Annotated in this window: 24 protein-coding genes and 3 tRNA genes; 23 read left to right on the top strand and 4 right to left on the bottom strand. The window is 57.1% G+C overall.

Annotation, left to right across the window (positions count from 1 at the left end; translation table 11 throughout):
* Positions 1 to 7: 7 nt before the first annotated feature.
* Positions 8 to 499, bottom strand: a complete 492-nt coding sequence (locus tag ABY734_RS04660; protein WP_372777829.1) for a DUF2062 domain-containing protein — start codon at positions 497 to 499, stop codon at positions 8 to 10.
* Positions 500 to 598: 99 nt separating this feature from the next.
* Between ABY734_RS04660 and ABY734_RS04655 the strand changes: the two genes are divergently transcribed.
* The 14 genes from ABY734_RS04655 to ABY734_RS04590 all read left to right on the top strand — a co-directional run bounded on the left by ABY734_RS04655 (position 599) and on the right by ABY734_RS04590 (position 12,047).
* The gene (locus ABY734_RS04655) at positions 599 to 2,848 is read left to right on the top strand and encodes a DNA internalization-related competence protein ComEC/Rec2 (RefSeq protein WP_372777828.1); all 2,250 of its coding nucleotides are present in this window, start codon (positions 599 to 601) and stop codon (positions 2,846 to 2,848) included.
* Between the two features lie 62 nt (positions 2,849 to 2,910).
* On the top strand, positions 2,911 to 3,534 hold the full coding sequence (locus ABY734_RS04650; RefSeq protein WP_372777827.1) for a MotA/TolQ/ExbB proton channel family protein: 624 nt from the start codon (positions 2,911 to 2,913) through the stop codon (positions 3,532 to 3,534).
* Complete coding sequence (locus tag ABY734_RS04645; RefSeq protein ID WP_372777826.1) at positions 3,531 to 3,950, top strand: ExbD/TolR family protein; 420 nt, start codon at positions 3,531 to 3,533, stop codon at positions 3,948 to 3,950. Before ABY734_RS04650 ends, ABY734_RS04645 begins: the two co-directional genes overlap by 4 nt.
* Positions 3,950 to 4,942, top strand: a complete 993-nt coding sequence (gene lpxK, locus ABY734_RS04640) for a tetraacyldisaccharide 4'-kinase (protein WP_372777825.1) — start codon at positions 3,950 to 3,952, stop codon at positions 4,940 to 4,942. Before ABY734_RS04645 ends, lpxK begins: the two co-directional genes overlap by 1 nt.
* Positions 4,943 to 4,944: 2 nt before the next feature.
* The gene (gene kdsB, locus ABY734_RS04635) at positions 4,945 to 5,712 is read left to right on the top strand and encodes a 3-deoxy-manno-octulosonate cytidylyltransferase (protein ID WP_372777824.1); all 768 of its coding nucleotides are present in this window, start codon (positions 4,945 to 4,947) and stop codon (positions 5,710 to 5,712) included.
* 2 nt (positions 5,713 to 5,714) lie between these two features.
* Positions 5,715 to 6,188, top strand: a complete 474-nt coding sequence (locus ABY734_RS04630) for a low molecular weight protein-tyrosine-phosphatase (RefSeq protein ID WP_372777823.1) — start codon at positions 5,715 to 5,717, stop codon at positions 6,186 to 6,188.
* Entirely contained in the window at positions 6,185 to 7,198 is a 1,014-nt protein-coding gene (gene murB, locus ABY734_RS04625) for a UDP-N-acetylmuramate dehydrogenase (protein ID WP_372777822.1), read from the top strand. Before ABY734_RS04630 ends, murB begins: the two co-directional genes overlap by 4 nt.
* A 33-nt stretch (positions 7,199 to 7,231) precedes the next feature.
* On the top strand, positions 7,232 to 7,843 hold the full coding sequence (locus ABY734_RS04620) for an alpha-ketoglutarate-dependent dioxygenase AlkB (RefSeq protein ID WP_372777821.1): 612 nt from the start codon (positions 7,232 to 7,234) through the stop codon (positions 7,841 to 7,843).
* 65 nt (positions 7,844 to 7,908) lie between these two features.
* On the top strand, positions 7,909 to 8,553 hold the full coding sequence (locus ABY734_RS04615) for a response regulator (RefSeq protein ID WP_372777820.1): 645 nt from the start codon (positions 7,909 to 7,911) through the stop codon (positions 8,551 to 8,553).
* A gap of 13 nt (positions 8,554 to 8,566) precedes the next feature.
* On the top strand, positions 8,567 to 10,393 hold the full coding sequence (gene uvrC, locus ABY734_RS04610) for an excinuclease ABC subunit UvrC (RefSeq protein WP_372777819.1): 1,827 nt from the start codon (positions 8,567 to 8,569) through the stop codon (positions 10,391 to 10,393).
* Between the two features lie 52 nt (positions 10,394 to 10,445).
* Entirely contained in the window at positions 10,446 to 11,003 is a 558-nt protein-coding gene (pgsA, locus tag ABY734_RS04605) for a CDP-diacylglycerol--glycerol-3-phosphate 3-phosphatidyltransferase (protein WP_372777818.1), read from the top strand.
* Positions 11,004 to 11,145: 142 nt separating this feature from the next.
* Positions 11,146 to 11,221: transfer RNA gene (locus tag ABY734_RS04600), tRNA-Gly, on the top strand.
* 186 nt (positions 11,222 to 11,407) lie between these two features.
* Positions 11,408 to 11,481: transfer RNA gene (locus ABY734_RS04595), tRNA-Cys, on the top strand.
* 478 nt (positions 11,482 to 11,959) lie between these two features.
* Positions 11,960 to 12,047, top strand: a tRNA-Leu gene (locus ABY734_RS04590).
* Positions 12,048 to 12,141: 94 nt separating this feature from the next.
* Here ABY734_RS04590 and ABY734_RS04585 read toward each other — a convergent pair.
* Positions 12,142 to 12,621 carry a YbhB/YbcL family Raf kinase inhibitor-like protein gene (locus ABY734_RS04585; protein WP_372777817.1) on the bottom strand — a complete coding sequence of 160 codons (480 nt, stop codon included), beginning with the start codon at positions 12,619 to 12,621 and terminating at the stop codon, positions 12,142 to 12,144.
* Between the two features lie 13 nt (positions 12,622 to 12,634).
* Complete coding sequence (locus tag ABY734_RS04580; RefSeq protein WP_372777816.1) at positions 12,635 to 13,927, bottom strand: S8 family peptidase; 1,293 nt, start codon at positions 13,925 to 13,927, stop codon at positions 12,635 to 12,637.
* Positions 13,928 to 14,244: 317 nt separating this feature from the next.
* Here ABY734_RS04580 and ABY734_RS04575 point away from each other — a divergent pair, with 317 nt between their 5' ends.
* Genes ABY734_RS04575 through ABY734_RS04565 form a run of 3 tightly spaced genes read left to right on the top strand, consistent with a single transcriptional unit; the run spans position 14,245 to position 18,190 of the window.
* Positions 14,245 to 14,571 carry a hypothetical protein gene (locus tag ABY734_RS04575; protein ID WP_372777815.1) on the top strand — a complete coding sequence of 109 codons (327 nt, stop codon included), beginning with the start codon at positions 14,245 to 14,247 and terminating at the stop codon, positions 14,569 to 14,571.
* Positions 14,571 to 16,841 carry a CFI-box-CTERM domain-containing protein gene (locus tag ABY734_RS04570; protein ID WP_372777814.1) on the top strand — a complete coding sequence of 757 codons (2,271 nt, stop codon included), beginning with the start codon at positions 14,571 to 14,573 and terminating at the stop codon, positions 16,839 to 16,841. The genes ABY734_RS04575 and ABY734_RS04570 overlap by 1 nt, the downstream gene beginning before the upstream one ends.
* Positions 16,841 to 18,190, top strand: coding sequence for an alkaline phosphatase PhoX (locus tag ABY734_RS04565; protein WP_372777813.1), 1,350 nt, complete (start codon positions 16,841 to 16,843; stop codon positions 18,188 to 18,190). Before ABY734_RS04570 ends, ABY734_RS04565 begins: the two co-directional genes overlap by 1 nt.
* On the opposite strand, the gene ABY734_RS04560 is transcribed toward ABY734_RS04565, so the two are convergent.
* The gene (locus ABY734_RS04560; RefSeq protein WP_372777812.1) at positions 18,181 to 19,071 is read right to left on the bottom strand and encodes a mechanosensitive ion channel family protein; all 891 of its coding nucleotides are present in this window, start codon (positions 19,069 to 19,071) and stop codon (positions 18,181 to 18,183) included. The two genes, ABY734_RS04565 and ABY734_RS04560, sit on opposite strands and share 10 nt — an antisense overlap.
* A gap of 259 nt (positions 19,072 to 19,330) precedes the next feature.
* Here ABY734_RS04560 and ABY734_RS04555 point away from each other — a divergent pair, with 259 nt between their 5' ends.
* From ABY734_RS04555 to ABY734_RS04530, 6 genes are all read left to right on the top strand, one after another.
* A complete protein-coding gene (locus ABY734_RS04555) occupies positions 19,331 to 19,852 on the top strand; it encodes a (2Fe-2S)-binding protein (protein WP_372777811.1) in 522 nt (173 codons plus the stop codon).
* Complete coding sequence (locus tag ABY734_RS04550; RefSeq protein ID WP_372777810.1) at positions 19,849 to 22,011, top strand: molybdopterin cofactor-binding domain-containing protein; 2,163 nt, start codon at positions 19,849 to 19,851, stop codon at positions 22,009 to 22,011. The genes ABY734_RS04555 and ABY734_RS04550 overlap by 4 nt, the downstream gene beginning before the upstream one ends.
* 32 nt (positions 22,012 to 22,043) lie before the next feature.
* Entirely contained in the window at positions 22,044 to 23,132 is a 1,089-nt protein-coding gene (locus ABY734_RS04545) for an MBL fold metallo-hydrolase (protein ID WP_372777809.1), read from the top strand.
* Positions 23,133 to 23,561, top strand: a complete 429-nt coding sequence (locus ABY734_RS04540) for an HIT family protein (RefSeq protein ID WP_372777808.1) — start codon at positions 23,133 to 23,135, stop codon at positions 23,559 to 23,561.
* On the top strand, positions 23,558 to 24,022 hold the full coding sequence (locus ABY734_RS04535) for a pyridoxamine 5'-phosphate oxidase family protein (protein WP_372777807.1): 465 nt from the start codon (positions 23,558 to 23,560) through the stop codon (positions 24,020 to 24,022). Before ABY734_RS04540 ends, ABY734_RS04535 begins: the two co-directional genes overlap by 4 nt.
* Positions 24,023 to 24,119: 97 nt before the next feature.
* Positions 24,120 to 25,040, top strand: coding sequence for a diguanylate cyclase (locus ABY734_RS04530; RefSeq protein WP_372777806.1), 921 nt, complete (start codon positions 24,120 to 24,122; stop codon positions 25,038 to 25,040).
* The last annotated feature ends 97 nt before the right edge of the window (positions 25,041 to 25,137 follow it).

The following is a 25,137-nucleotide window of genomic DNA, read 5'->3' as shown; positions in this document are numbered from 1 at the left end:
GCTGTAGTCAATCCTTCTTGCGGTTGGCTCGCTTGCGCCAGCGGCGGATTGTATGAATTCGCCATAATATATGGACGCTTACCGCGCTCAACAGGCCAAAAAACAAGCCCATCAACAAACAGCCCAGCAGAAACGGCTGCCACTTCTTGATCAGAACCGTATCAATCCAGTGCCAGCTGAGCTCAAAACTGAAGCCACTGGGAGGAATGCCGAGCAGGATAGCGCCGAGTTTGTATGCAAAAAAGAAAAAGGCGGGCATGGTCACCGGATTGCTAATCCACACCAGGCACACCGAGAGTGGCAAATTGGCGCTGACCAGAATGGCTGCCAGCGCGGCTATAACCATTTGCCCGGGTAATGGAATAAAAGCAGTAAATACACCGATAAAAAAGGCGAGGGTGACTGATCTTCGATTCAGGTGCCACAGGTTGGGCGCGTGAATCATGGGCCCCAGCCAGCGGACAGAAGGGTGCCCCTTGATGGCATCAGGGTTCGGCATGTACCTTTTGAAAATTTTGCGGGGCATAATGACCGGGTGAGCCTGCAGCAGGATTAGGGCGGAGGTAAAGCGATTGCCGCCAGCAGGCCGCTATTATGCATGCTAAGGGATTGCTTCTCCACTATGGTGTCACGGACGATAACCATTGCAGCGGGCATTGGCGTTGTTGCGCTGTTGCCTGTTCTCCCGCCACTTCAGCTGGTCGTTTTGGCCTTGCTCCTGAGTGTACTGAGCGTTTTTCACCGGCTTCCCTTTTCGTTAACCGCGCTGTGTTTTTGTACTGGCTTGGTCTACGGCAGTGTTTTCGGGCATCTTCTTGTGCATAAAATTCTGCCTGAATCGCTCGAAGGAAAAACGCTGACTCTGCACGGGCAGATAGATGGCTTGCCGGAGTTCAGCGCCCACCGGGGTGGTACCTGGCGCTTCAATTTTCGCGTAGATCGCTGCTTGGCTGAGTCCTGTGGGATTGAACGAGTGCGACTGAGTTATCGCAGCGATAAACGCCTGGAGGCCGGGCAGCATTGGCAGCTCAAAGTGCGTTTGAAGAGACCGCGCAGTTACGCAAACCCCGGAGGTTTCGACTACGGGCGCTGGTTGGTCGTCTCGGGCCTGCACGCCTCCGGGTATGTCCGCGGCGGTGAGTTGCTGGAAGGAGGGGCGCGCGGTCGTGCCCGGATTGTGCAGTATTTGCGTATCCAGCTGGAGGGGCTCTCGCGGCACCCCATGTTGCTGGCGCTCGCCGTCGGAGATCGAGGCAGGCTCAGCGACGCTGATTGGGAGGTGCTGCGACAGTCGGGCTTGTCACATCTTGTAGCCATATCCGGTTTGCATATCGGTATTGCCGCGGGGCTCGGTCTCCTGTGTGGACGCCTGTTGCTGCCCCTTACTCGCCTTGGCCCTTTAATCTGCGCGCTGCTGGCCTCTGGCGGCTACGCCTGGTTGGCGGGATTCAGTCTGCCCACACAGCGGGCTCTGATTATGGTTGTTCTCGGCCTACTGGCCCTGCAGTTGGGGCGTGGCCTGAATCGCTGGCAGCTCTGGTCTCTGGCCTTGCTGGTGGTGTTGCTGCTGCAACCTCTGGCCGCGCTGTCCCCCGGTTTCTGGCTGTCATTTACTGCGGTTGCAGTTTTGCTGGCTATCTTCGATCGGCGCCGAACATGGCATTCCCTTTTTCGCGCACAATGGGCCTTGTTGCTGGGGCTGGCGCCCCTGACTCTCGCTTTTTTTGACATGCTGTCGCCGCTGAGCTTGCCGGTTAATCTGGTTGCAGTGCCTGTGTTCAGCCTGCTGCTGATTCCGCTGACACTGCTGGCTCTGTGCCTGGAGCTGATATCGACGGCAGCCGCCTGTTATGTGTGGCGGCTTGCCAATGCCGGCGTTGAGGCCGTGATGTCGGTAGTCGAATGGCTGATTCCAGTCGTGCCTGCCTGGCATTACGTACCTCAGGTGCTGACTTGGCTTTGCCTTTGTGCGGCGGCCATCCTGCTTTTAACGCCCCGAGCGGTGCCCGCGCGGTATTTGGCCCTGTTTTTGTTCTTGCCCCTTGTTGGGGCGCTGTCGCTGCGTGAGGAAAACCCGGATATTGCGCCCGGGCACGTGCGGGTTTCGGTGCTGGATGTGGGGCAGGGGCTGGCGACGGTAATCGCTACCCGCAATCGTGTACTGGTCTACGATGTGGGGCCGCGCTATAGCGAGAGTTTTGATCTGGCGGATGCCGCCGTGCTGCCCTACCTGCGTTATCGACGTGTTAATCGGGTTGATACCCTCGTGATCAGCCACAATGACAATGATCACGCCGGTGCCTATCAGCGTGTGCAGAAGGCTTATCCGCAGCTTCATTTGTTATCCGGAGAGAGGTTGGCCGGCAGCAGCGCCTGCCGGCAGGGGATGCAATGGCGCTGGGATGGTGTTCTTTTTTCCCTGCTGCACCCTGATCCGAATTTAGTGGAGGCGTCCTCCAATAACCGATCCTGCGTGTTACTTGTTCAAACGGGACGCAGCAAAGTGCTGCTGCCCGGTGATATCGACAGCGCGGTGGAACAGCGCCTGCTGGCCGGTCACTTTGAAGCGCTTGCAGAGCTTTCTGTTTTGGTGGCGCCCCATCACGGCAGTAAAACCTCTTCTTCAGAGGCCTTTGTGCGGCAGCTTCGTCCGGAGTGGGTTGTGTTTTCGGCGGGTTACAAACACCATTTTGGTCATCCGGCGGAGGAGGTGGTCGGGCGTTACCGGCAGGCGGGTAGCCGCATACGGACAACGTCGGATTCCGGAGCAATACGCTTTGAGCTGTCGCCGCGCGGTATCGAGAAGGTCACAGAGCATCGTTTGCAGCGGCGCTTTTACTGGCAGTGAGTGTGTCGCTTCACCCGGTGAAGTACGTATAATGCCCGGATATCAGAATAAGAGGTATTGCTGTGTTTGAACTGGTTAAGGCTGGCGGCTGGCTGATGCTGCCGATACTGCTTTGTTCCGCGGCCGCATTGGCCATCTGCATCGAGCGTTGGATTGAACTCGACCCCAAAAAAATCGCGCCTCCGAACACCTTCCCGCAGGTATCTGACTGGTTGAAAAAGAATCAGCTGGATGCGGAGAGATTGCGCCGTCTAGAGCGATCTTCGGCCTTGGGTGAAATTCTGGCAGCAGGGCTGTCGAATGCACGCTATGGCCGGGAGGTGATGAAGGAAAGCATCGAAGATGCGGCTTCCCATGTGATACATCGCCTTGAGAAATACCTCAATGCGCTGGGCACCATCGCTGCCATTACCCCCTTGCTGGGGTTGCTTGGCACGGTCATCGGTATGATCCGGGTGTTTTCGGAAATCATGCTGCAGGGCACCGGCAATGCGGGCGTGCTCGCGGGCGGAATTTCCGAAGCCCTTATCACCACGGCGTCGGGATTGAGCGTTGCCATCCCGGCGCTGATGATGCATCGCTACTATGTGCGCCGCATTGATACGATTGTGGTGGAGCTGGAGCAGGAAACGATCAAGCTGGTCAACCACATGCACCTGGTCAATGCCAAAGGTGGCAAGTCGTGAATTTCAGACGTCAGAAACTGGAAGAGGTTTCGGTCAATCTGACACCGCTGATTGATGTGGTTTTTCTGCTGCTGATCTTTTTCATGGTGTCGACGACGTTTACCAAAGAAAGTCGCCTGACCCTGGAGCTGCCGGAAGCCAGCGGTGACCCGGCGCCACAGGAGGTGGTGCCGCTGGAGGTTATTGTCGATGCCCAGGGGCAGTACATGGTAAATGACCTGACCGTGGTCAGCCCGAATCTCAAGGGCCTCAAAGCAGCCATTGCCGAGGTTTCCGGCGGCGACACCTCGACGCCGGTCGTGATTACCGCCGATGCCAAGGCACCGCATCAATCCGTCATCAGGGCCATGGACGCGGCTGGCCAGCTCGGCTTTACCAAACTGAGTCTGACCACACGAGAGCCGCAAACGGAATAATGGATTTTACCCAGCGCATAGAACGAGCCTGGTATCGCCGACCTATCCGTTTGCTCTGGCTGCTGTGGCCGCTGGAAATTCTTTACCGGGCTGTTGTGGTGCTGCGAAGGAAAAACCTGCAGCGACGCGCCAAGCCGCAACAAACAACGGTCATTGTGGTCGGCAATATCACTGTTGGCGGAACCGGTAAAACCCCGCTGGTGATTGCGCTGGTTCGCTGGCTGCAGGCCGAAGGTTACAAGCCCGGCGTGATCAGTCGCGGCTACGGCGGGCAGGCGCCTTACTATCCCTTCGTAGTAACGCCAAGTGGACGACCGGAACAAACTGGTGACGAGCCGCTGTTAATCGCCAGCTCCGCCGACTGTCCGGTTGTCATCGGGCCGGACCGGGTTGCGGCACTGGCGGAAATTGAACGGCGCTTTGGCTGCGATGTTGTCATCAGCGACGACGGATTGCAGCACTACGCGCTGCAGCGGCATATCGAAATTGCGGTGGTTGATGGTGTGCGGGGCTTTGGCAACGGCCACTGCCTGCCGGTAGGGCCCTTGCGTGAAACCGCCCGGCGGGTAGAGGAGGTAGACCTGCTGGTGATCAACGGCGAAAGCGCGCTTTCCTGGCGTCGGCCCTACAGCGAGATGCATCTTGAACCGGCAAAGCCGGTCAACCTGCTTACCGGTAAACCCGTGGACATTGCTGAATTTGAAGGCCGGGTGCACGCGGTGGCCGGTATCGGCAATCCGCGCCGGTTTTTCACCACGCTCCTCGAATTGGGACTTAGCCCGATTGCTCACCCTTTTCCCGATCATCATCGTTTTACCGAAGAGGATTTGCGGTTTGAGGGGGCTTTCCCCCTCGTGATGACTGAGAAGGACGCGGTAAAATGCCGGGCCTTTGCGACCGATAATATGTGGTATCTGCCGGTTCAGGCCGCGTTGCCCGCCAGCTTTTATACCAGTCTCAAGCGCAAATTGAAGAATCTGTCCGAGGAATAGGGATGAGTTTTACCGTCATAATTCCGGCGCGATTTGCGTCGACTCGACTGCCGGGCAAGCCCCTTCTGGAAATCAATGGCCAGCCCATGATTCAGCATGTCTGGTCCCGGGCCTGCGAAAGCGCAGCCAGTCGGGTGGTGGTTGCCACCGATGATGCCCGGGTGCAACAGGCCTGTGAGGCCTTCGGCGCTGAAGTGTGCATGACCCGCGAGGATCACCAGTCGGGTACCGATCGCCTGCAGGAGGTCGCAAGCCATCTGGGCCTGGCTGAAGATGCAGTCGTGGTAAACGTGCAGGGCGATGAGCCGCTGATTCCACCCGCCGTTATCGATCAGGTGGCGGCCAACCTGATTGCGCATTCCGATGCGCAGATGGCGACGCTAGCGGAGCCCTTGGAATCCATCGAAGCTCTGCGCAACCCCAATGTCGTGAAGGTAGCGCTGGCGGCGAACGGCTTTGCGCTCTACTTCAGCCGCGCCTGTGTACCCTGGGCGCGAGATGAGTTCAACGCCGCTCCAGAGGTTTTACCCTCTAACTTGCCTTTTCTGCGCCATATTGGGATCTATGCCTATCGTGTGAATCTCTTGAACAAGTTCGTGGCCTGGCCACCCGGGCAATTGGAGCAGATAGAAAAGCTTGAGCAGCTGCGGGCCCTGGAGCAGGGAGCGCGGATCCACGTTGCGGAAGCCGTAGCAGCCATCCCCGCTGGGGTGGATACTCAAGCTGACCTTGAAACTGTGCGACGACTGCTTGCCGAAGGGGAGGGTTGAAGGTGGTCAGAGTACTTTTCGTTTGCCTCGGGAACATCTGTCGTTCGCCTACCGCGCATGCGGTGTTTCAGCAGATGGTTGACGAGCAGGGGCTTGGCTCAACAATTCTGGTGGATTCCGCTGGAACAGGAGACTGGCACATAGGGCGTCCGCCCGATCCCCGTGCCAGCGCTGCGGCGCAGCAGCGTGGTGTCGATATGTCGGCTTTGCGCGCGCGCCAGTTTCAGGCTGATGACTTTCACAACTTTGACTACATTCTGGCCATGGACGAGGATAACCTGCGGGATATCTTGGCTCAGGAGCCGGGTTCTCATTCGGCGCAGGTTGGGCTGTTTCTGGACTACGCTACGCATTTCGAGGAGCGCGAGGTGCCAGATCCTTACTACGGCGGTGACGAAGGTTTTGAGCATGTACTGAACCTGATCGAAGATGCGGCCAGGGGCTTGCTCGAAAGGCTTGGCGGGAGCCGGGCGTGAGGCCTGAGTCCGACGTTTCACTGCAGGCGCTGAATACGCTGGCGGTGCCGGCCCGGGCTCGCTACCTGACACCGGCAATCAGCCTTGAAGATCTGCGAGAGGCTCTGGCCTTCGCCCGCGAACGGGCACTGCCGTCGCTGATTCTCGGTGGCGGTTCCAATATTGTGCTCAGCGGCGACTTTGACGGAGTTGTCATTCCCCTGCAGCTGCGTGGCATCAACTGCATTAGGGAACACGAAGACTGGGTAGAGCTCAGCGTCGCCGCCGGTGAAAACTGGGACGATTTTGTCCGTTACAGCCTGGCGCAGGGCTGGTTTGGGCTGGAGAACCTCAGCGCCATTCCCGGAAATGTGGGCGCCGCGCCGATCCAGAATATCGGTGCCTACGGCGTCGAATTAAGCAGTGTGCTTACGTCGGTCGTGGGCCTGGATCTGGAAACCGGGGCAGAGCGCCGCTTGAGCCGCGAGGACTGCGAGCTGGCTTACCGTGACAGTATTTTCAAAGGCTCTCTGCGCGACCGCTTTGTAATTACGCAGGTTGGCTTGCGGTTATCCAAGGTTGCCAATACCAACCTGAGTTATCCCGCCCTGGCCGCAGAGGTCGATGCCTCGGCAAGCCCTCAGGAAGTTTCAGCGGCGGTGCGTGCGGTGCGCGCGCGCAAACTGCCATCACCAGCCGAATTGCCCAATGCCGGCAGTTTCTTCAAGAACCCGATTGTCTCAAGCGAGCAGGCAGATACCCTGCTTGAGCGCCACCCGACCTTGCCGATGTGGCCGCACAACGGGCAGTACAAACTGGCCGCGGGCTGGTTGGTGGAGCAGGCAGGGTGGCGTGGCCGCAGTGGCGAGGGCGAGCAGGCCGGCGTCGGTATTTTCCGGGAGCAAGCGCTTGTTTTGATCAACCCCGGCCGCTGTCCGGGGCGGCGGATTCTTCAATTTGCCGGAGAGATTCAGGCTTCGGTCCACGCGCAATTTGGTGTTAATCTCGATATCGAACCGCGGGTCTATTGATCGCACGTGCTTACCGATAGTTTAGGAGAATCGTTGGATCTGTTCGCTGCTGACAACGAGTCGCTTGAATGGCTGGAGCTGGATGGCGCCAGCCGGCTCGGCCTCAATCCACGCTATGTGACAGATCAGCAGTCCCTTTACCAGCAACTTTGTGACGAGTGTCTATGGACGCAGCCGGAAGTCAATCTGTTCGGAAAGCGCCACAAAGTGCCGCGATTAAACGCGTTTTATGGGGATGTCGGTGTGGAATATCGCTATTCCGGTGTGGTTCACCAAGCCTCAGGCTGGCCGCCTATTTTACAGGTGTTGAGAAGGCGTATCGACAGTCTGCTCGGGACACGATTTAATACTGTTCTATTGAATTGGTATCGCGATGGGGACGATACCATGGGGTACCACGCCGACAACGAAAAAGAACTCGGCCCGCAGCCGACGATCGCTTCAGTTAGTCTGGGGGCTGCCCGGCGATTTGTGATGAAACGCCGGAATGCACCCGCGACCAAGCGCGAACTCCTGCTGGAGGGTGGCAGCCTGCTGGTAATGGCAGGGCGCTTTCAGGACGAGTGGCTGCATGCGGTACCTGTATCGCGCGGTGAAATGGCGGGGCGTATTAATCTCACCTTCCGCCGCGTTTTGCCCCAGTAACGTCGTTAATTTCCAGGGAAGAACACTATCCGAAGGGATGCACAGCCCAGGCAGGAGTCCCACTAATGGTCAGTATTCTTTTGGCTGACGATCACGACCTTGTGCGGTTCGGCATTGAAAAAATGCTGGAAGCAGAGCCGGGCTATCGCATTGTCGCCACCGCCCGCAGCGGCGAGGAAGCCATTGCGCTGAGTCGCGAGCACAATCCTGCCGTTGTGCTGATGGACCACCAGATGCCAGGTATCGGTGGGCTGGGGGCAACCCGTCGTATTGCGCAAACCTGTCCGGCAACAAGGGTTATCGGCTTGAGTGTGTATGCGGATGAACCTTTCCCCTCTCAGTTTCTGAAAGCCGGTGCCAGTGGCTACGTGACCAAAGGAGCCAGTTTCGACGAAATCCTTAAAGCCATCAAAACCGTGCTCAGCGGCGGTTGTTATATCAGCCCGGAAGTCGCGGGAAACATGGCGATGCGCAGCCTTGGCTCAAAGGAATCGCCCTTTGACAGCCTGTCTCGCCGGGAGCTGGAAATTACCCTGATGCTGGTCAATTGCGAGAAGGTTGCGGCGATCTCCCGTCTGCTCAATATCAGCACCAAAACCGTCAACACCTACCGTTACCGCATTTTCGAAAAACTGAATATTAACAGCGATGTTGAGCTGGCCTGGTTGGCATTGCGACACGGTGTGGTAGAGTTGCCTGCGACATCCTGACCTGTCGCGGAACATGAGCGGTACCTCCTTCGATCACGAAACCTTCCTCAAACACGTAACCCGCAGTCCGGGGGTTTACGTGATGCAGGATGCGGCCAACGACATTCTCTATGTGGGCAAAGCCAAGAACCTGCGCAATCGTTTGGCAAGCTATTTCCGGGCCTCTGGGCTGGCAGCCAAAACCATGGCGCTTGTGTCGCGTATTGCGCATATCGATGTCACTGTCACAGCGACTGAAGGTGAGGCGCTGCTGCTTGAGCAGAACCTGATAAAGCAGTACAAACCGCCCTACAATATTCTGCTGCGCGACGATAAATCCTACCCCTATATCTACGTCTCTACACAGCATGATTACCCGCGTATCAGTGTGCATCGGGGGGCAAAATCAAAGCAGGGGCGCTATTTCGGACCGTTCCCGAATGCGTCATCGGTGAGGGAAAGTCTTAACCTTTTACAGAAGGTATTTAAGGTAAGGCAATGTGAAGACAGCTATTTTTCAAACCGAAGCCGCCCCTGTCTTCAGTATCAGATCAACCGCTGCACCGGCCCCTGCGTCAATCGCATCAGCGCTGAAGCTTATGCCGAGGACGTGCGACACACCATGATGTTTCTGGAGGGCAAAAACGCCACCCTGATCGCTGAGCTGGCCGACCAGATGGAATCGGCGGCGGAGAAGCTGGAGTTTGAAGAGGCGGCAAGCTATCGGGATCAGATAAGCCATCTGCAGAAAGTGCAGGCAAGCCAGTGGATTGAAGGCGAGGGCGGTGATCTCGATATTGTCGCGGCCGTGATTCGAGCGGGGCAGGCCTGCGTGCAGCTCTTGTACGTGCGCGGCGGGCGGATTCTCGGGAGCCGCAGTTATTACCCCAAATTGCATCTTGAGGAATCCGAAGGGGAGGTGCTGGAAGCCTTTATCGCCCAGTATTACCTCAACGGCAGCCGGGACTTGCCCGGCGAGCTGGTGGTTAACAGAGCGCTTCCGGACGCCGATACACTGGCTGCGGCCCTCAGCGAGGCGCGAGGACAAAAGCTGTCTATTTCACAACGGGTGCGCACAGCCCGCGCCAAGTGGCTGAGTCTGGCGGAAACCGCCGCCGAGCAGAATCTCGGCAACCGGCTCGCAACCCAGGCAAATTATCAGGAGCGCTATGAGGCACTCCAGGACGCGCTCGGATTGGAGGAGCTGCCACAGCGACTCGAATGCTTTGATATCAGTCACAGCAGCGGTGAAGCGACGGTCGCCTCCTGTGTAGTGTTTGATGGCAACGGACCACTGAAAAGCGACTATCGGCAGTTCAATATCGAGGGGGTAACTGCGGGAGACGATTATGCTGCCATGGCTCAGGCGCTGCAGCGACGCTATAAGCGGGTGGCGTCCGGTGAATACCCGGTGCCGGATATCCTGCTGATTGACGGCGGCAAAGGACAGCTCAGTGCGGCCCGCGAGACCTTGAAGGAGCTCGCCTTGCCGGAATTTTTGCTGGTTGGGGTGGCAAAGGGCGCCGATCGCCGGGCCGGGCTGGAAGTTTTGATACGCGGCGATACCGGCGAGGAAATGCGTCTGGCGCCCAACAGCCCGGCGCTGCACCTGATTCAGCATATACGCGACGAATCCCACCGTTTTGCGATAACTGCCCATAAACAACGACGGGACAAGAAGCGGCGCCAGTCGGTTCTGGACAGTATTCCCGGGGTGGGCGCCCAACGCCGCAAGGCGCTGCTCAGACAGTTTGGTGGACTGCAGGGGATTCTGGCCGCCAGTGTGGAAGACCTGAACCGAGTGCCGGGCATTAGTCGCAAGCTGGCCAGGGATATCTACGAAAGTTTGCGCAGCGAGTAGCTTAACGGAGTAAAGCTGCCTAAAATGGGCGCTTCGCAAACCTGGGGCGTTGATGAATATACCTAACCTTTTGACTTTGTTCAGGATTTTCCTGATACCGGTCTTTGTCGTACTGTTTTATATGCCGCTGGAACACCGCGCGTTCTTCACGGCGCTGGTTTTTTCCGTTGCCGGTATCACCGATTGGCTGGACGGCTATTTCGCGCGCAAGCTCGGTCAGTCAACCCCGCTCGGAGCCTTCCTTGATCCGGTTGCCGACAAGTTGATGGTGGCGATTGCACTGGCGCTGTTGATCGAAGCCTACGACGCCTGGTGGTTTACGCTGCCGGCGGTGGTCATTATTGGTCGTGAGATTGTGATTTCTGCGCTGCGGGAATGGATGGCAGAGCTGGGCAAGCGAACCAGTGTGGCAGTTTCCTATATCGGCAAGTTGAAAACCACAGCCCAGATCATAGCGATCATCGGTCTGCTGCTGTTTCAGGACAGTCGTGACAATGTTCTGTATACCGCCAATATGATCGCGCTTTATGTGGCGGCGATTCTTACCCTGTGGTCCATGGTGGTTTACCTTCGCGCGGCCTGGCCGGAGCTGACGCGTTCTGAGAAATAAGCTCCATTGATGGCAAATTGAGCAATCGGGCCTTAAATTTCAATCAATTGCAGATCGCGGCTTGACTCCTCGCTGACACAGCATAGAATAACCGCCTTCGTTAAACAGGCCGTTATTCAGCGGCGTGTAGGTAGAGCGAAAAGCGGGAATAGCTCAGTTGGTAGAGCGCAACCTTGCCAAGGTTGAGGTCGCCGGTTCGAACCCGGTTTCCCGCTCCAAAACTCTCTGATAGAGAGGCCGGTTGATCGAACCGGCGTACACCCCTCGGTGTAGAACAAAACCGATTTTAGGCGCGGTGGCAGAGTGGTTATCCAGTGGATTGCAACTCCAGCGCCCGCGGCGAAAGAAAGGGCCGGTTAATCGAACCGGCGTACACCTCTCGGTGTAGAACAAAACCGATTTTAGGCGCGGTGGCAGAGTGGTTATGCAGCGGACTGCAACTCCGTGTACGCCGGTTCGATTCCGACCCGCGCCTCCATTTTTAACCCTTCGGCATGGCCGGAAGGAACTTTACGGCAAGTTCTTGGCTGCGGACTAAGGACTAGCTGCCCGAAATAGGTAGCTCTGGCAGCTGCCGAAAGTAATCTCTCAAACTGCCCTCCGGTTTTCAAATGTCCTGGCCAACGATCTGTCGCGCCAGTTGTATCCTCTGCTTTGTTTTGATGTGCATCTTTAGAAAAGATCTTTCCGCGCTTCTGATTTTGTTTGGCACGGAAAAGGCGCCGACTGAAGTATGCTTTCTGAGAGATGAACTTTACGTTCTTTTCTAGCAAGTGGGTTTAAGCTGTCTACAATAAATAGATTGCTTTGGCAGACCCTCACATTCGGCCGGCTGTAAGTCGTTGAAAATGGTTACGCGCTGCTGTAGCATTCCGCGCTTCCAATCCCTCCTATCAGTTACAATCAGCTGATGTTCAAGCGGAATTGCAGAGCATGCGCCCTGTAACAGCGTCCTTGCCCGGATGGTGGAATTGGTAGACACAGGAGACTTAAAATCTCCCGCCTATTGCTGGCGTGCCGGTTCGATTCCGGCTCCGGGCACCAATGATTAACTGACACAACTGAAACGGCAGCAAAGCCGGAGGGCAACTTTTTGTATTGCCTTCTTCAGTAGTTCCGCTAGGTTGGCTGGGTGAAATCAGCCGCGTTGATAAGTCCCCACCAGCCGATTCATTCCGATAACCTTGCTTTCGACTTTAGCCAGAAATTCCCACAGGGTCAGGCCGGGCGGCAATTCTTCGTCGCTATCCAAAGCCAGAATCCAAAAGTAATACTGATGAACGCCATGGCCTGGTGGTGGCATGGGGCCGCCGTAGTTGGTGTTGCCAAAATCATTTTTACCTGCGGTGCCTTTGTTGGTGCCTTCTTCAAGACTGCGGCAGTCGGCCGGAAGGTTGTAGAGCACCCAGTGGACATAACCGTAGGTTCCGTTGGCGGATACCAGCGGCGCATCCGGGTCGTGACAGATTACGGCAAAGGCTTTGCTGCCCTCAGGTGCGTTTTCCCAGCTCAGAGCGGGGGAGAGATCTTCGGCCTCGCCGGTGTGTTTGGCGGGAATGGCCTCACCCTGCTTGAAGGCGCTGCTGTTTAACTGAATATCGGATAGTGCAAATCCCATAGCGTTCTCCGGTTTATCGTTTGATGGATTGTAGAAGTTTGTTGGGGCTGCCCTTGCGGTCGCCAATCTTGCCGCTGGCGGCCGCCCTGAGCAGTTCGCGCTCAATATCGGCGGGTGACCTGTCCGGGCTTTCCTCGAGCAAAAGTGCCGCCACGCCAGCGACGTGCGGGCTCGCCATAGAGGTGCCGCTGATGGTCTTGGTAGCGCGGCTGCTGTCTATCCAGGCGGAGGTAATATCTTTACCCGGAGCGAAGATATCGGTGCAGCGGCCGTGATTAGAAAAGTCGGCGCGGCGATCGCGGCTGTCACTGGCGGCGACGGTAATCGCCGATTTGGCTCTCGCCGGTGAAGCCTGGCAGGCGTCCTTGTTGTCGTTGCCGGCGGCCACCACCACTGTGATTCCGCGTTTGACCAGGTTTTCCACGGCCTCATCGATAGCGGATGAGGCACCGCCGCCGAGACTCATATTGACCACTGCCGGTCGTTTGGCGTTTTTGGCAATCCAGTCCAGTCCGGCGATAACCGTAGAGTTGGAGCCGGCGCCTTCGCAATTCAACACCCGGACCGGGTAAAGAGTGGTGTTCTTTGCCACTCCCCATTCACTGCCCCCGGCGGAGCCAGCAACGTGCGTGCCGTGGCCATTGCAGTCTGCGGTTGGATCGTCCGGATTTTCCTTGTCACCGAAGAGGGCGGCAAAAATAGGGTCGAGCAGGCTGCCCGGTGGTTGCTTCGGGTCGTCGCTGGTATTGACTCCTTTGCCCAGACGGCCACTGAAGTCTTTGTGATCGCCGCGTATGCCGGTATCGACGATGTAGGTGTGGGTTCCCTTGCCGGTCAGGGTGTAGGAAAACTGACGATCCAGTGGCAGGTCCGCCTGGTCGATTCTGTCGAGGCCCCAGGTGGCGCTTTTTTGCACCTGTTTTTCAGAGATGCGAGCAATGGCGTCCTGCTCGATATAGCGCACAGCCTTGTCCAGACTGAGAGCTTTCGCCTGTACCTGGCTCAGGTAGGCTGCAAAGCCATTCAACACCGATGTAAAACTCAGGTCGGCCTGTCCACCGTAACGGGCCATCAGCGCAGACATGCTGCGCTTTACGCCAACGCCATCGTTCAACACCACGATATAGCGGTTAGGCAAGGCGTTGGAAACCGGACGAATACTACCTTCGCCAGCCGGCACTTTTTCCAGAGCCTGAGTAGCCGGTTTGGTAACTTTGTCGACGCTGTCGAGCAAGCCCGCGTGACCGGCGTTGACCATGAACACGCTCAGCAGCGCGGCACTTAAGGCAGCAATTCCTGGCTTCATTGTTTTCTCCGCAGGTTTTTTATGTTGTCGTTCGGTATGCAGCTATCGCGCGCCTGACGCGCGAGTTTTCTGACACCGCGAATACGATAAAGGGCTCGAATCCGTTTCTCGCGGTGTTGTGAAATATTACCCAAACGGCATTTTGTTGTGACCGATCTATAGGTGACAATCATTCTGCATGATGACTGGCAGCCAGTGAAGTGAGTATTTCAGGTTTATCCCGAGTTGTATCCAAAGGCCTGTTGGTCGGCCTGCTCCTGAGCACTTTACTGCCGGCCTGCAGCAGTCCCGCAGAGCCGGAACGTGAGACTGCGGCAATGGCTGGCGCTGCGCCGCTGGCGAAACCACACCGCAAACTTGGCCCCGTACTTGCGTCGCTGGATCGGCGCGAGTCGCTGATTGTTGCGGCTAGGGCAGCGGGTTTGAATCCGACCCAGGACGGCCTGCTGGTGCAGATCGCCTACGAGGGAGATGCGAATTTGCTTGAAGTCTCTCTGTCCGAGCAGGGGCTTGTGGTGTTGCACCGCTACCCGCGCTATCAGCGCCTTGATGTGCTCGTCAGAAATTTTTCAGAGCTCGATGCGGTTACCGCTATCGGCGGTGTTTTTCGCGTACAGGCAATGCAAACGGCGATATCCCGATAATGTTACGTGCTCTTCTTGCGCTTGTGCTTTTAAGTCCTGCGATCGCCCTGGCGATAAGCGATGCCAGTCCCAAGCTTACCTCTGATGCGGTTGCGGCCAAGCGCTCATCTCTGGTCGCACGCCTGTCGGCTCAAGATGGGGACGCCAGCGAAGGGCGCCTGTCCAACCAGGTCTTTCCCCTCTTACTGGAGCTGCGCGGTGCTATCGATCACGAGTTGCGTGCGCGCCTGCGAGGCTTGGGCCTTAGCACTGAGTTTGTGTCTGAAAAGTACGGCAGCGCAACAGTTCGCGTGCACAACGCGAAACAGCTGGATTCAGTTCTTCGAATGCCTCAGGTGAGGCAAGTTGCACCGCCATCTCCTTACGTGACCCGCGCTGGCAGCGTACAAAGTCGCGCCTCGACAGCGCTGCGCAGCGATGGCGCAGCACTTGGCGGCGGCAGCGGACAAACCATTGGCGTAATTTCCGACAGTTTTGCCCGCACCAGCGATGTTCGTGACGGGGATACCTCGCCCCCAGCGGGTGTGGCGGGTAGTCTGCAGGGAGCTCGCCCTCAGGATTCGGGCGACCTGCCGGTAGTTGTTCAATTACTCGAGGAAGGCGAAAGCAGCGGCACCGATGAAGGCGCGGCGATGGCCGAGCTTGCCTATGATGTCGCCCCACAGGCGGGTATTGCCTTTCATACGGCGGGGCGCTCTGAAGCGGCCTTTGCTACGGCTATTGATACGCTGTGTAGCGACAATCGCGCCAGCGTTGTGGTGGATGATATTGGTTTTCTGGAGGAGCCTTATTACCAGGACGGTTTTGTTGCACAGGCCGCAGCGCGCTGTGCGGCAGTCGGTATTCCCTACGTAAGCGCTGTGGGAAATGAGGGAGACCAGGGCTACAGACAGATTTTTAGGGACATTGATCCCGTCGATGACGAACCGGGCGGCGACGTCAACTTCACCCCAACGGGCAATGATCTTCACGACTGGAATGGGGGCGATGGTTTTCTGGCGGTAACGCTTGCCGCTGGTGAGTCGGCCTTTGCGGTGCTGCAGTGGAATCAGCCCCATGATCGGGTCAGCAGGGGCAAGGGCGCGCAAATAGACCTCGACCTCTATGCGACCCGTTCCGAAACTGCAGCAGCGCTCGATCCTTCGCACCCGGATTTTTACAAGCGCAGTATCGCGACCCAAGGCACGACTAACAATCCCTTCGGCGATGCGGTTGAATTTGTTGCATTGGAAGCTGAGGTCAGTGCTGAAACCATGTTTTATCTAGCCATCGAGCATTACGCCGGTAGTCAGGAAAATATTCCACAGGCAAACGGAGTACCCCTGGAATTCAGGCTGGTTCTGGTCGGGCCAGTGAAAAGTGCAGAGTATGCTTATGACGGCCCGACAGCCTGGGGGCATGTCGCCGCAAATGGGGTGATCAGTGTCGCCGCCGTTGCCTGGTGGGAATCGCCGGAATTTGCCCCCGAGCGTTTCAGTAGTCCGGCAATAGACCCGGAGCCCTATACATCCCGTGGCGGGGTTCTCGAGATACCCTTTAACCCAAACGGCGACTACGCCCCCCAGCAACGGTTTGCCCCTACGCTGGCGGCCGTCGACGGCAGTAATAACACATTTTTTGGGAGGGACTTTCAGGCGGGGCAGTCACCGGGTTTTGGTGAGCCCGACGGGGCGCCCAACTTTTTCGGGACCTCAGCGGCAGCGCCAAACGCAGCTGCGGTGATTGCTCTGTTGAGGGCCGCTGAACCGGCTTCAAGCCTGGCGCTGCAAATCGAGGCGCTGAAGGCTACCGCCATCGATGTGGCGGGGATTCGCGCAGCAGCGGGTAACGACGATGTATCGGGCGCAGGCCTGATCGATGCGGCAGCGGCATTGGACTATCTTCGCAACAATCCGATAAGACCGGCCATAGCGCCCTCATCCGGGGGCGGTTCGGGTTCTTGCTTTATCGCCACAGCAGCCTATGGCAGTTACTGGGAGGAGGAAGTTCGGGTTTTGCGCGGCTTCCGTGATCAGGTGTTGCAGAGCAGTGAGGCAGGACGCTGGTTTGTTGAACAGTATTATCGTTACTCTCCCTCAGTGGCGCAGCTCATTGAGGAAAGCGCGCTACTGAGGTGGCTGGTGCGGACGGTATTGGAACCGGTCGTCTTCTCGATTCGTTATCCGCTCGTACTGTGCATCCCCTTATTTATAATGTTAGCCCTGATAATACAGCGCCGTGTGCGGCGCAGGGCACGGGCCTTGCTGTCAATTTCCCAATCGAGGTTTTAATGAATCCAATAGCTCGACGCACCCTGCTCAAGCAGGCGTTTCTGAGTGTGGCGTCAGTATCGCTGGGCAGTCGGGCGCTGTCGGCCTGCCTGGAGGTTGTCGGCAATACGCAGCTGCCATTGCCAGCCGGCCCGCTGTGGCATCTTGGCAAGCTCAAAGGTGTGGATGAATTAGGCCTGGCATTGGCGGAAGGTTGTGAAGCACGTTTGCTTGCGGTAGCCGGTGACCGAGTCGAAACACCGGGAGCGGACAGCACGCGCAGTGAGTACCAGTGGCACACCTATCCCGATGGTGGTGCGGTGTTTTCTCGCCCGGACGGCGGCTGGGTGTATACCTCCAATTCGGAAGTGCCGATTGTGCCGCTAGGTGGCTGCGGGGCTATTGGTTTTAACCCGCGGGGTGAGGTTGATAGCGCCTATTCCATCCTGAGTGGTACCACCCAGAACTGCGCCGGCGGAACCACGCCCTGGCAAACCTGGATTTCCTGCGAAGAGTCCCGCAGCGGGCAGTGCTTTGAGTGCGACCCCTTTAGGCCGGGGCAGGGTGTGGCAAAACCGGCGCTCGGTATCTTTGCCCATGAGGCCTTTGCCCTTGATGAGAAGCGCGGTACGGCCTACCTCACAGAAGATAGCCGCGATGGGCGCTTTTATCGCTGGGTGGCTTCACCGGAGGACCGTCTGGGGAACGGCCGACTGGGCCTGGAACACGGCCGCCTGCAAGTGATGAATATCGCCGGCTATGCCGACGACTGCTATCCGGAAAGCGACGTATTGCTGCGCGGCCAGCTGCCGGTGAGCTGGGTTGACGTGTCGGCACCCGAGTTGCGTCAGGACAAACAACGCAAGAAATTGCGGCGCAAGGGAAATACTGTGCCCGGCACCATCTTTGCCGGCGGAGAAGGCCTATGGGTTTACACTCTGCCCGAAACCTTGGGCAACCAGTTGCGCCCTGAAGGTGGCAAGCGGCCTGACAGCCTGGTTTTCTGGACGACCAAATACGACAATCGGGTGTGGTGTCTGGATGTGGCCAATCAAGTGGTGGAACTGGTTTTCGACAATGCCCAGACCAATAGCGCTCTGGCGAGCGTCGACAACCTGACGGTGAGTCCGTGGGGCGATATTCTGGTCGCGGAGGACCCACATTCCAGTGACATTGCGCGGCTGGTGGTGTTAAACCCGAATAAGGGGGCAAAAACCTTGCTGGAAATCCATCATCCCGGCTCGGAAATCTGCGGCCCCGCCTTTTCTCCCGATGGCCGTAGGCTGTATTTCAGCTCCCAACGCTATCGGAAGGGTGGGGCGACCTTCGAAGTGATTCTGCCAGCGGGCCTGCTTTCGGGTCAGGCTTGATTACCCGGCGCGCGCCGGTCGGTGATGAAGTGCAGGTCGCGCTGAGGAAAGGGTACCGAAATGCCGGCCTGCCGGAAGGCGTCGTCAATGGCGCTAAGATAGGTGCCGCGTACCAGTGATGGCCGGGTCGAGTATTCCGGCTTGGTCCATACCAGCAGCTCAAAGTCGAGGCTGGAATCTCCAAAGGCTTTCATGACTACCTGGGGCTGGTGATCTTTGGTGTCAGAGAGGGTCATTTCTTGAGCAAGTGCTGCTTCGATCACGCTCTCTGTCATCAGCTCCTTGTCCGTACCGTAGGCGACGCCAAAGGGAATTCGCTGCCTGCAGAAGTTTTCAGTGTGGGTAAAGTTGGTGACCTTGCCGTTTACGAACTCAGCGTTGGGAACAATAACTTCAGAGTTTTCAGCGGTGGTGATGACAGTTGCGCGCACACGGATTTCCGATACGACTCCTGTTACCCCGCTGTCTAACTGCACAAAGTCACCGACTTTGAGTGAGCGCTCCAGCAGGATAATCAAGCCCGAAACAAAGTTGCTGACGATGGCCTGTAAGCCAAAACCGATACCCACCGACAGTGCGGACACGATCAGCGCCAATTTGCCGAAGTCGACCCCCATCACGGAAACGCCAATCAAGACACCCGCAATCATCACCAGATAGTGAGAGATCCGCTCCAAGGTGTATATAGAGCTAGGGGTAAGGGCGTAGCGGCCGCGATTCAAGGAATGGACGCTGCGCTTAACCAGTTTCGCCAGGTAGAGAGAGGCCGCGATGACGATGATGCCCAGCAGGATCGACGCCAGTGTCACCGGCCCTTTGCCCAGATCGACCAGCGGGTAGCGAAGGACGGCCATAAAGCCGCTAAAAGACAGATCCAGCATGGTATCTCGCGATTAACAGAAGGTTATTCCCAATATAGTTCATTTGGGCTGGCTGACGTTAGGAAAAAGCGCGTTGTCCTGCGCTTGGTCGGTCATGCTGACATATCACACCAACGCAGGTGAATTTACGTTAATTGTCGTCGATTGGCTGAGTATTCGCGTATCATTAGCCGCTAACCGGGCATAGAGTCGGTAACAAATTTGACTACGTCGTTACGACTTTGTGTGACGGCGATTCACTGTATAACGGAAGGGAACAATGGCTGAGATTGCATTTACGCTCAATGGCCGCGAACAGCGTGTTGATGTTGAGCCCGATACCCCCCTGTTGTGGGTGGTTCGGGAACAGTTCGAGCTCACAGGAACAAAATTTGGCTGTGGCAAAGGCCTGTGTGGTGCCTGCACCGTGCATATGGACGGTTACCCGATTCGCAGCTGCAGTTTTCCAGTCTCGGCTGTGGCCGGGCGTCAGATTACGACCATTGAAGGTATCGCCCCCAGTCTTGATGAACTGCACCCGGTACAGCAGGTGTGGATGGCAAACAGTGTGCCCCAGTGCGGCTATTGTCAGTCGGGGCAGATCATGGCAGCGGTAGCGCTGCTCGAACAGAATACCAACCCCTCAGATGATGAAATAAACGCGGCCATGAGTAATATCTGCCGCTGCGGTACCTACCCCAGAATTCGCACGGCCGTGAAGCAGGCCGCCTCTCTGATCCGTCAGGACGGTGCTGTGTCCATTGTTGAGCCTCGTACCAGTGTCCAGGAGGTGTCCGTATGAGCCTGAGTCGCAGAGATTTTTTCAAGCGCGGTGCGGCGCTGGGTGGCGGTATTGCCGTTGGTATTCACCTGACGGGTTGCGGTCAGGAAGCGGCCTATCCGGGAGCCAAGCCCGGAGAGTTACGCCCCAATGCCTTTCTGCAGGTGCGCCCGGGCGGTGAAGTCGTCTTTCAGCTGCCGCGGGCCGAGATGGGGCAGGGCGTCTATACCGGCCTGACTACGCTGGCGGCGGAAGAACTCAATATGGATGCCGCAGATATCGTCGTCGAGCAGGCTTACTATCATCCGGAGTTCCGCGATCCGGAATTTCAAATGATGATGACCGGCGGCAGCGTGTCGTTGCGCAATAACTATGAACCGGTGCGTCAGGCAGCGGCCAGCCTGCGAGAGTGGATGCGCCAGGCGGCGGCCCGTCAGTGGGGCACCGGCGGTAATCTGCGCGTCGAAGGAGGCGTTGTGATTAATGCCGATGGGGAACGTCTCGCGTTTGCCGAGCTGATCGAAACAGCCAGAAGTATCTCGCCTCCGAAAGACGCGGCGCTGAAACCAGCCGCAGAATTCAGTCAGATTGGCCGTGAAGGCGTGCGCCTCGATGCGCTGGGTAAAGTCACGGGTACCGCAACCTTTGGCATCGACTGTCAGTTGCCGGGTGCAATGACGGCGGTTATGCGCCGCTGCCCGCATTTGGGTGGCCGAGTGCGCTCTTTCGACGACGCCAAAGCCAAAGCGGTTAAGGGTGTTGCGTCGATATTTGAAGTGAACGGCGGGGTTGCTGTGGTAGCCGATGGTTACTGGCCTGCGCGCAAGGCGGCGGACGCATTGGACATTGTCTGGAACAAAGGTCCTCTTGCCGGCCTTGACGACGCTGCACTGCGCAAGCGCCACGATGCTTTGTTACAGGAAGACGGGCGCGAGGTCAGCGAGGAAGGTGATGCCGCCATGGCCGTAGGCGAGCGCCTTGATTCGACCTACCGAGCGCCGATGTTGTCCCACAGCCCGATGGAGCCGCCCAATGCGCTGGTCAATGTAACGAGCGACAAGGTGGAAGTCTGGACGGGTACTCAGGTGCCCGACACGGTAATCGGGGTCGTGGCGGCCGCACTGGAGCGACCGCGTGAGCAGATTATCGTGCACAATCAGATGCTGGGTGGTGGTTTCGGTCGCCGTCTGGTACCGGACTATATTGTCGAGGCCGCCCGTATTTCGGCGAAAACCGGCAAACCGATCAAAATGGTCTGGAGTCGTGAAGACGATATCCAGCACGACTACTATCGACCGGCGGCGACTACCGTAATGTCAGCAACTGTTGATAAGGGGGAAGTCACCAGTTTTACCGCCAAAACCGTGGTGCCCAGCATCATGTCACAACTCATGCCCCTCTTTGCCGAGGCATCCATGCCCGAGTGGCTGCCGCCGGCAATCCCCCGCAGCCTTGGCGGTCTGCTCAAGCATGTTGATACCTCGATGGCTGAAGGTATCAGTCACACCGGCTATCACTTTCCCTATATGAAAGTGTCGGCGGTGCATGACGATACGCCGATTCCAGTTGGGTTCTGGCGGTCGGTGGGGCACTCCCAGAACGCCTTCTTTACCGAGAGCTTTATCGACGAGCTTGCGCACCGGGTAGGGCAGGATCCGGTAGCGTTTCGTATGCAACACATGTCACCCGATTCACGTCGCTACGGGGTGCTTAAGATGGCCGCCGAAAAGGCGGTTTGGGGGCAGACAGAACCGGGCCAGTTTCAGGGTGTTGCCGCCCACGACAGCTTTCATACCTCGGTTGCCCAGGTGGTTACGGCCTCGGTGCGAGATGGTGCGATCAAAGTGCATCGGGTGGTTTGTGTGGTCGACTGTGGTCTTGCGGTCAACCCGGACGTGGTGCGATCGCAAATGGAAAGCGGTATCGTGTTTGGCCTGACCGCGGCCCTGAAAGGAGCGATTACCCTTGAAGACGGACGGGTAATGCAGAGCAACTTCCACGACTATCCCATGCTGTCGCTGGCGGAAACCCCGGAAATTGAAGTGCATATCGTAGTCTCGCAGAGTGCGCCGACGGGGGTTGGTGAGCCCGGCCTGCCGCCAGTAGCTCCCGCCCTGGCAAATGCCGTGTTTGCGGCCACCGGTCAGCGTCTGCGCGAGCTGCCGCTGCGACTTGCCTGAGGCTAAGCCTTTGGCACTAATCAAGGAATAGCATGAGAGATATTCAGTACCCCTTTGAAAATACTCCAGAAGTTGGCGAGTGGATCGCAGTAGCTGAGGGCGTTTACTGGCTGCGCATGCCGCTGCCTATGGCTCTGGATCACATCAATCTGTACGTACTTGAAGACCGGGATGGCTGGTGGATTATCGACACCGGCATGGGCCTGGACGGTACACAGGAGGCTTGGCAGCAGCTGTTCGATGGGCCGATGCAGGGCAAGCCGGTACTGGGCGTCATCGTCACCCACATGCACCCGGACCACGTTGGACAGGCGGGCTGGCTGTGTGACAAGTGGCGGGCGCCGCTGTATATGAGCTTTGGCGAGTACTACAACGCCCGAACCTTTTCCGCATCTGACTTCAGCAGTATCTCGTGGACGACACACGCGTTTTATATTGCAGCCGGGGTATCGGAGGATTATCTGGAGCGGGTGCGGGCGAAATTCAAAGGCTTCGGCAATATTGTGACGCCGATGCCCATGGCCTTTAACCGCCTCAGTGAAGGCGATGTGCTGACCATTGGCGGTCGCGACTGGCGGGTCATGATTGGCAGCGGTCATTCACCGGAGCATGTTTGCCTCTATAATGAGCGTGACAAACTGCTGTTTTCAGGTGACCAGATCATTCCCCGTATCACCAGCAATATCAGCGTTATGCCCTCAGAGCCCAATGCCAACCCCTTGAAACGCTGGCTTAGCTCGCTGCAGCGCTTCAGTCGGGATCTGCCTGACGATACCCTGGTGTTCCCCGCGCACAACACACCATTTTACGGTGTTCAAACCCGTCTGAACTACCTTCAGGAGCACCACCAGGATCATCTGGAAGCAGTCGAAGAAGCCTGTATCGAGCCGAAAAAAGCGATCGATATGCTGGAAGTGCTGTTTGATCGGGAGATTGGTGTTGCCCAGATGAATCTCGCGCTGGGCGAGGCGATCGCGCATCTCAACTATCTGATTGAGATCGGGCGCCTGTCCTGCAGCAAAGATGACACCGGTGTGAACTGGTACCAGACCCTAGACAAATCGGTGGCCAAACGAGGCAACAGAAGCCATCATAAAGATGCTGCGCCAATGGAGGTCTGAATGACTTGTATTTTCTGCGCCATTGCTGAAGGTTCCGCACCCGCGCACAAGGTCTATGAGGATGAACAGTTACTGGCGTTTCTGGACTTGTTCCCGGCCCACCGGGGGCATCTGCTGATTATTCCAAAACACCACAGTGACGATATTTTCACTGCAGATCCATCTGATATTGCCGCCGTTGCCAGATTATCCGTGCCTTTGGCGCGGGTTCTGGATCGCGTTGTGGGGGGCGATGGTCTCGGTGTACATCAGCTCAACCGGGCCGCAGCCGGACAGACCGTGTTTCACTATCATATGCATCTGATTCCGCAAACGGAAGGTAGGGCGTTGAATATTCATGGTCGAGCCCGCGGTGATGACGCGGAACTGGCTGAGCTGGCGCAGAGTCTCAGCAGGGCACTTAAGGCTGAAATGGAGGCCGCGGCGTGAAACGACGTGATCTGATTCAGATGAGCGATGACGAAGTGTGGGATTTCATTGCCGGACAGAAAAATGCCCAGCTGGCCACCAACGGCAAAGATGGCTGGCCACACATGACAACACTGTGGTTTGCTCTCGATGATGGTGACATCGTGCTGGAAACCTTCACGAAATCCCAGAAAGTCAAAAATCTCGAACGAGACAACCGGGTTAGCGTTCTGTTTGAGAGCGGCACGGAATACGAAGAGCTTAAAGCCGCGGTAGTCTACGGGCGGGCGGAGCTGATTCGCGACCCGGAAGAAGTTCACCGTCTACATATGGCGGTGCTGATACGCAACAACACACGGGATTATCCCGAAGAGATGCTGGTCGAAGCCACCCGAAGCATGGTCTCAAAGAAGACGGCGATACGTATAATTGCAGAGCGGATAGTCAGCTGGGATCACAGTAAACTCGACGTAGCTTACTGAGTTTAAAATACCTGTGGAAACAAACTATTGAGAAGTAAAGTGAAAGAACAGCTAGACTATAAGCCATATCTGCATATTGGGTGGGTAACTCCCTTTTATGACTAAAATTCTCGCTATCGACGACACACCCTATAACCTCGATATCCTCAAGAATGGTCTGGAGGACGAGGGGTTCGATATGGTGACCGCACAAAGCGGTCGCGAGGGGCTGGCCTTGATTGATCAGGAGCGTCCGGATCTGGTACTGCTGGACATTGGCATGCCCGAGATGGACGGCCATCAGGTTCTGCAGCAGATTCGTCTGAGTGACGAACATACCGAGCTCCCGGTTATCATTCTTACCGCCAATACCGAAGACAGCAATCTGGCACGCTGCCTGGAATCCGGGGCCAACGATTACGTCACCAAGCCCTTCAGTTTTACTGCTCTGGTTGCGCGGATCAACAATGTTCTGCGCACCCAGAAAGACACCATCCAGTTGAGTCGCGACGTCGAGAAGCTGCGGGATCTTGCCTATCGCGACGAAATGACCGGCTTGCTGAACCGTCGGGCCTTTTTTGATCGAGCCAATGCCGAATTCGAGATGGCGAAGTCATCGAAGGAACCCTTGTCGATTGCGATTCTTGATATTGACCATTTCAAGTTGATCAACGACGAATACGGTCACCCTAAGGGCGATGAAGTTTTGAAGGCCTTTGGTAAGTTGCTCAAGGGCAGCCTGCGGCTGCACGATGTAGTCGGGCGTATCGGCGGCGAAGAATTTGCAGTTTGTCTGCCTAATTCCAAACCCATGAATGCCTACGGAACATTTGAGCGCTTGCGCACCAGACTGTGTAAGGAGCATCTGCTAAGCGACGACAAGGGCGAATTGCGCCCGGTCACTGTCAGTATTGGTATTGTCGGGCTGACCGACCAGAAAGAGCTCGACAGCCTGATGATATTGGCCGATATGGCCCTGTATCGCGCCAAGAATCAGGGCCGCAATCGCACCATTGTTGAAACCGGCGTAATCAACTGACCCACCTGAATTAACGCAAGTGACCGGATTTGCGGGTATATCTGACGTAGTTTGCTATTGAGAGAGAATGGTCCGTTGCGCAAAAATACGGTCATTC

Origin of the sequence: Litorivivens sp. (genome assembly GCF_041624475.1) — a bacterium.
GTDB lineage: Bacteria > Pseudomonadota > Gammaproteobacteria > Pseudomonadales > Spongiibacteraceae > Litorivivens.
This window is presented reverse-complemented; position numbering and strand designations above follow the sequence as displayed.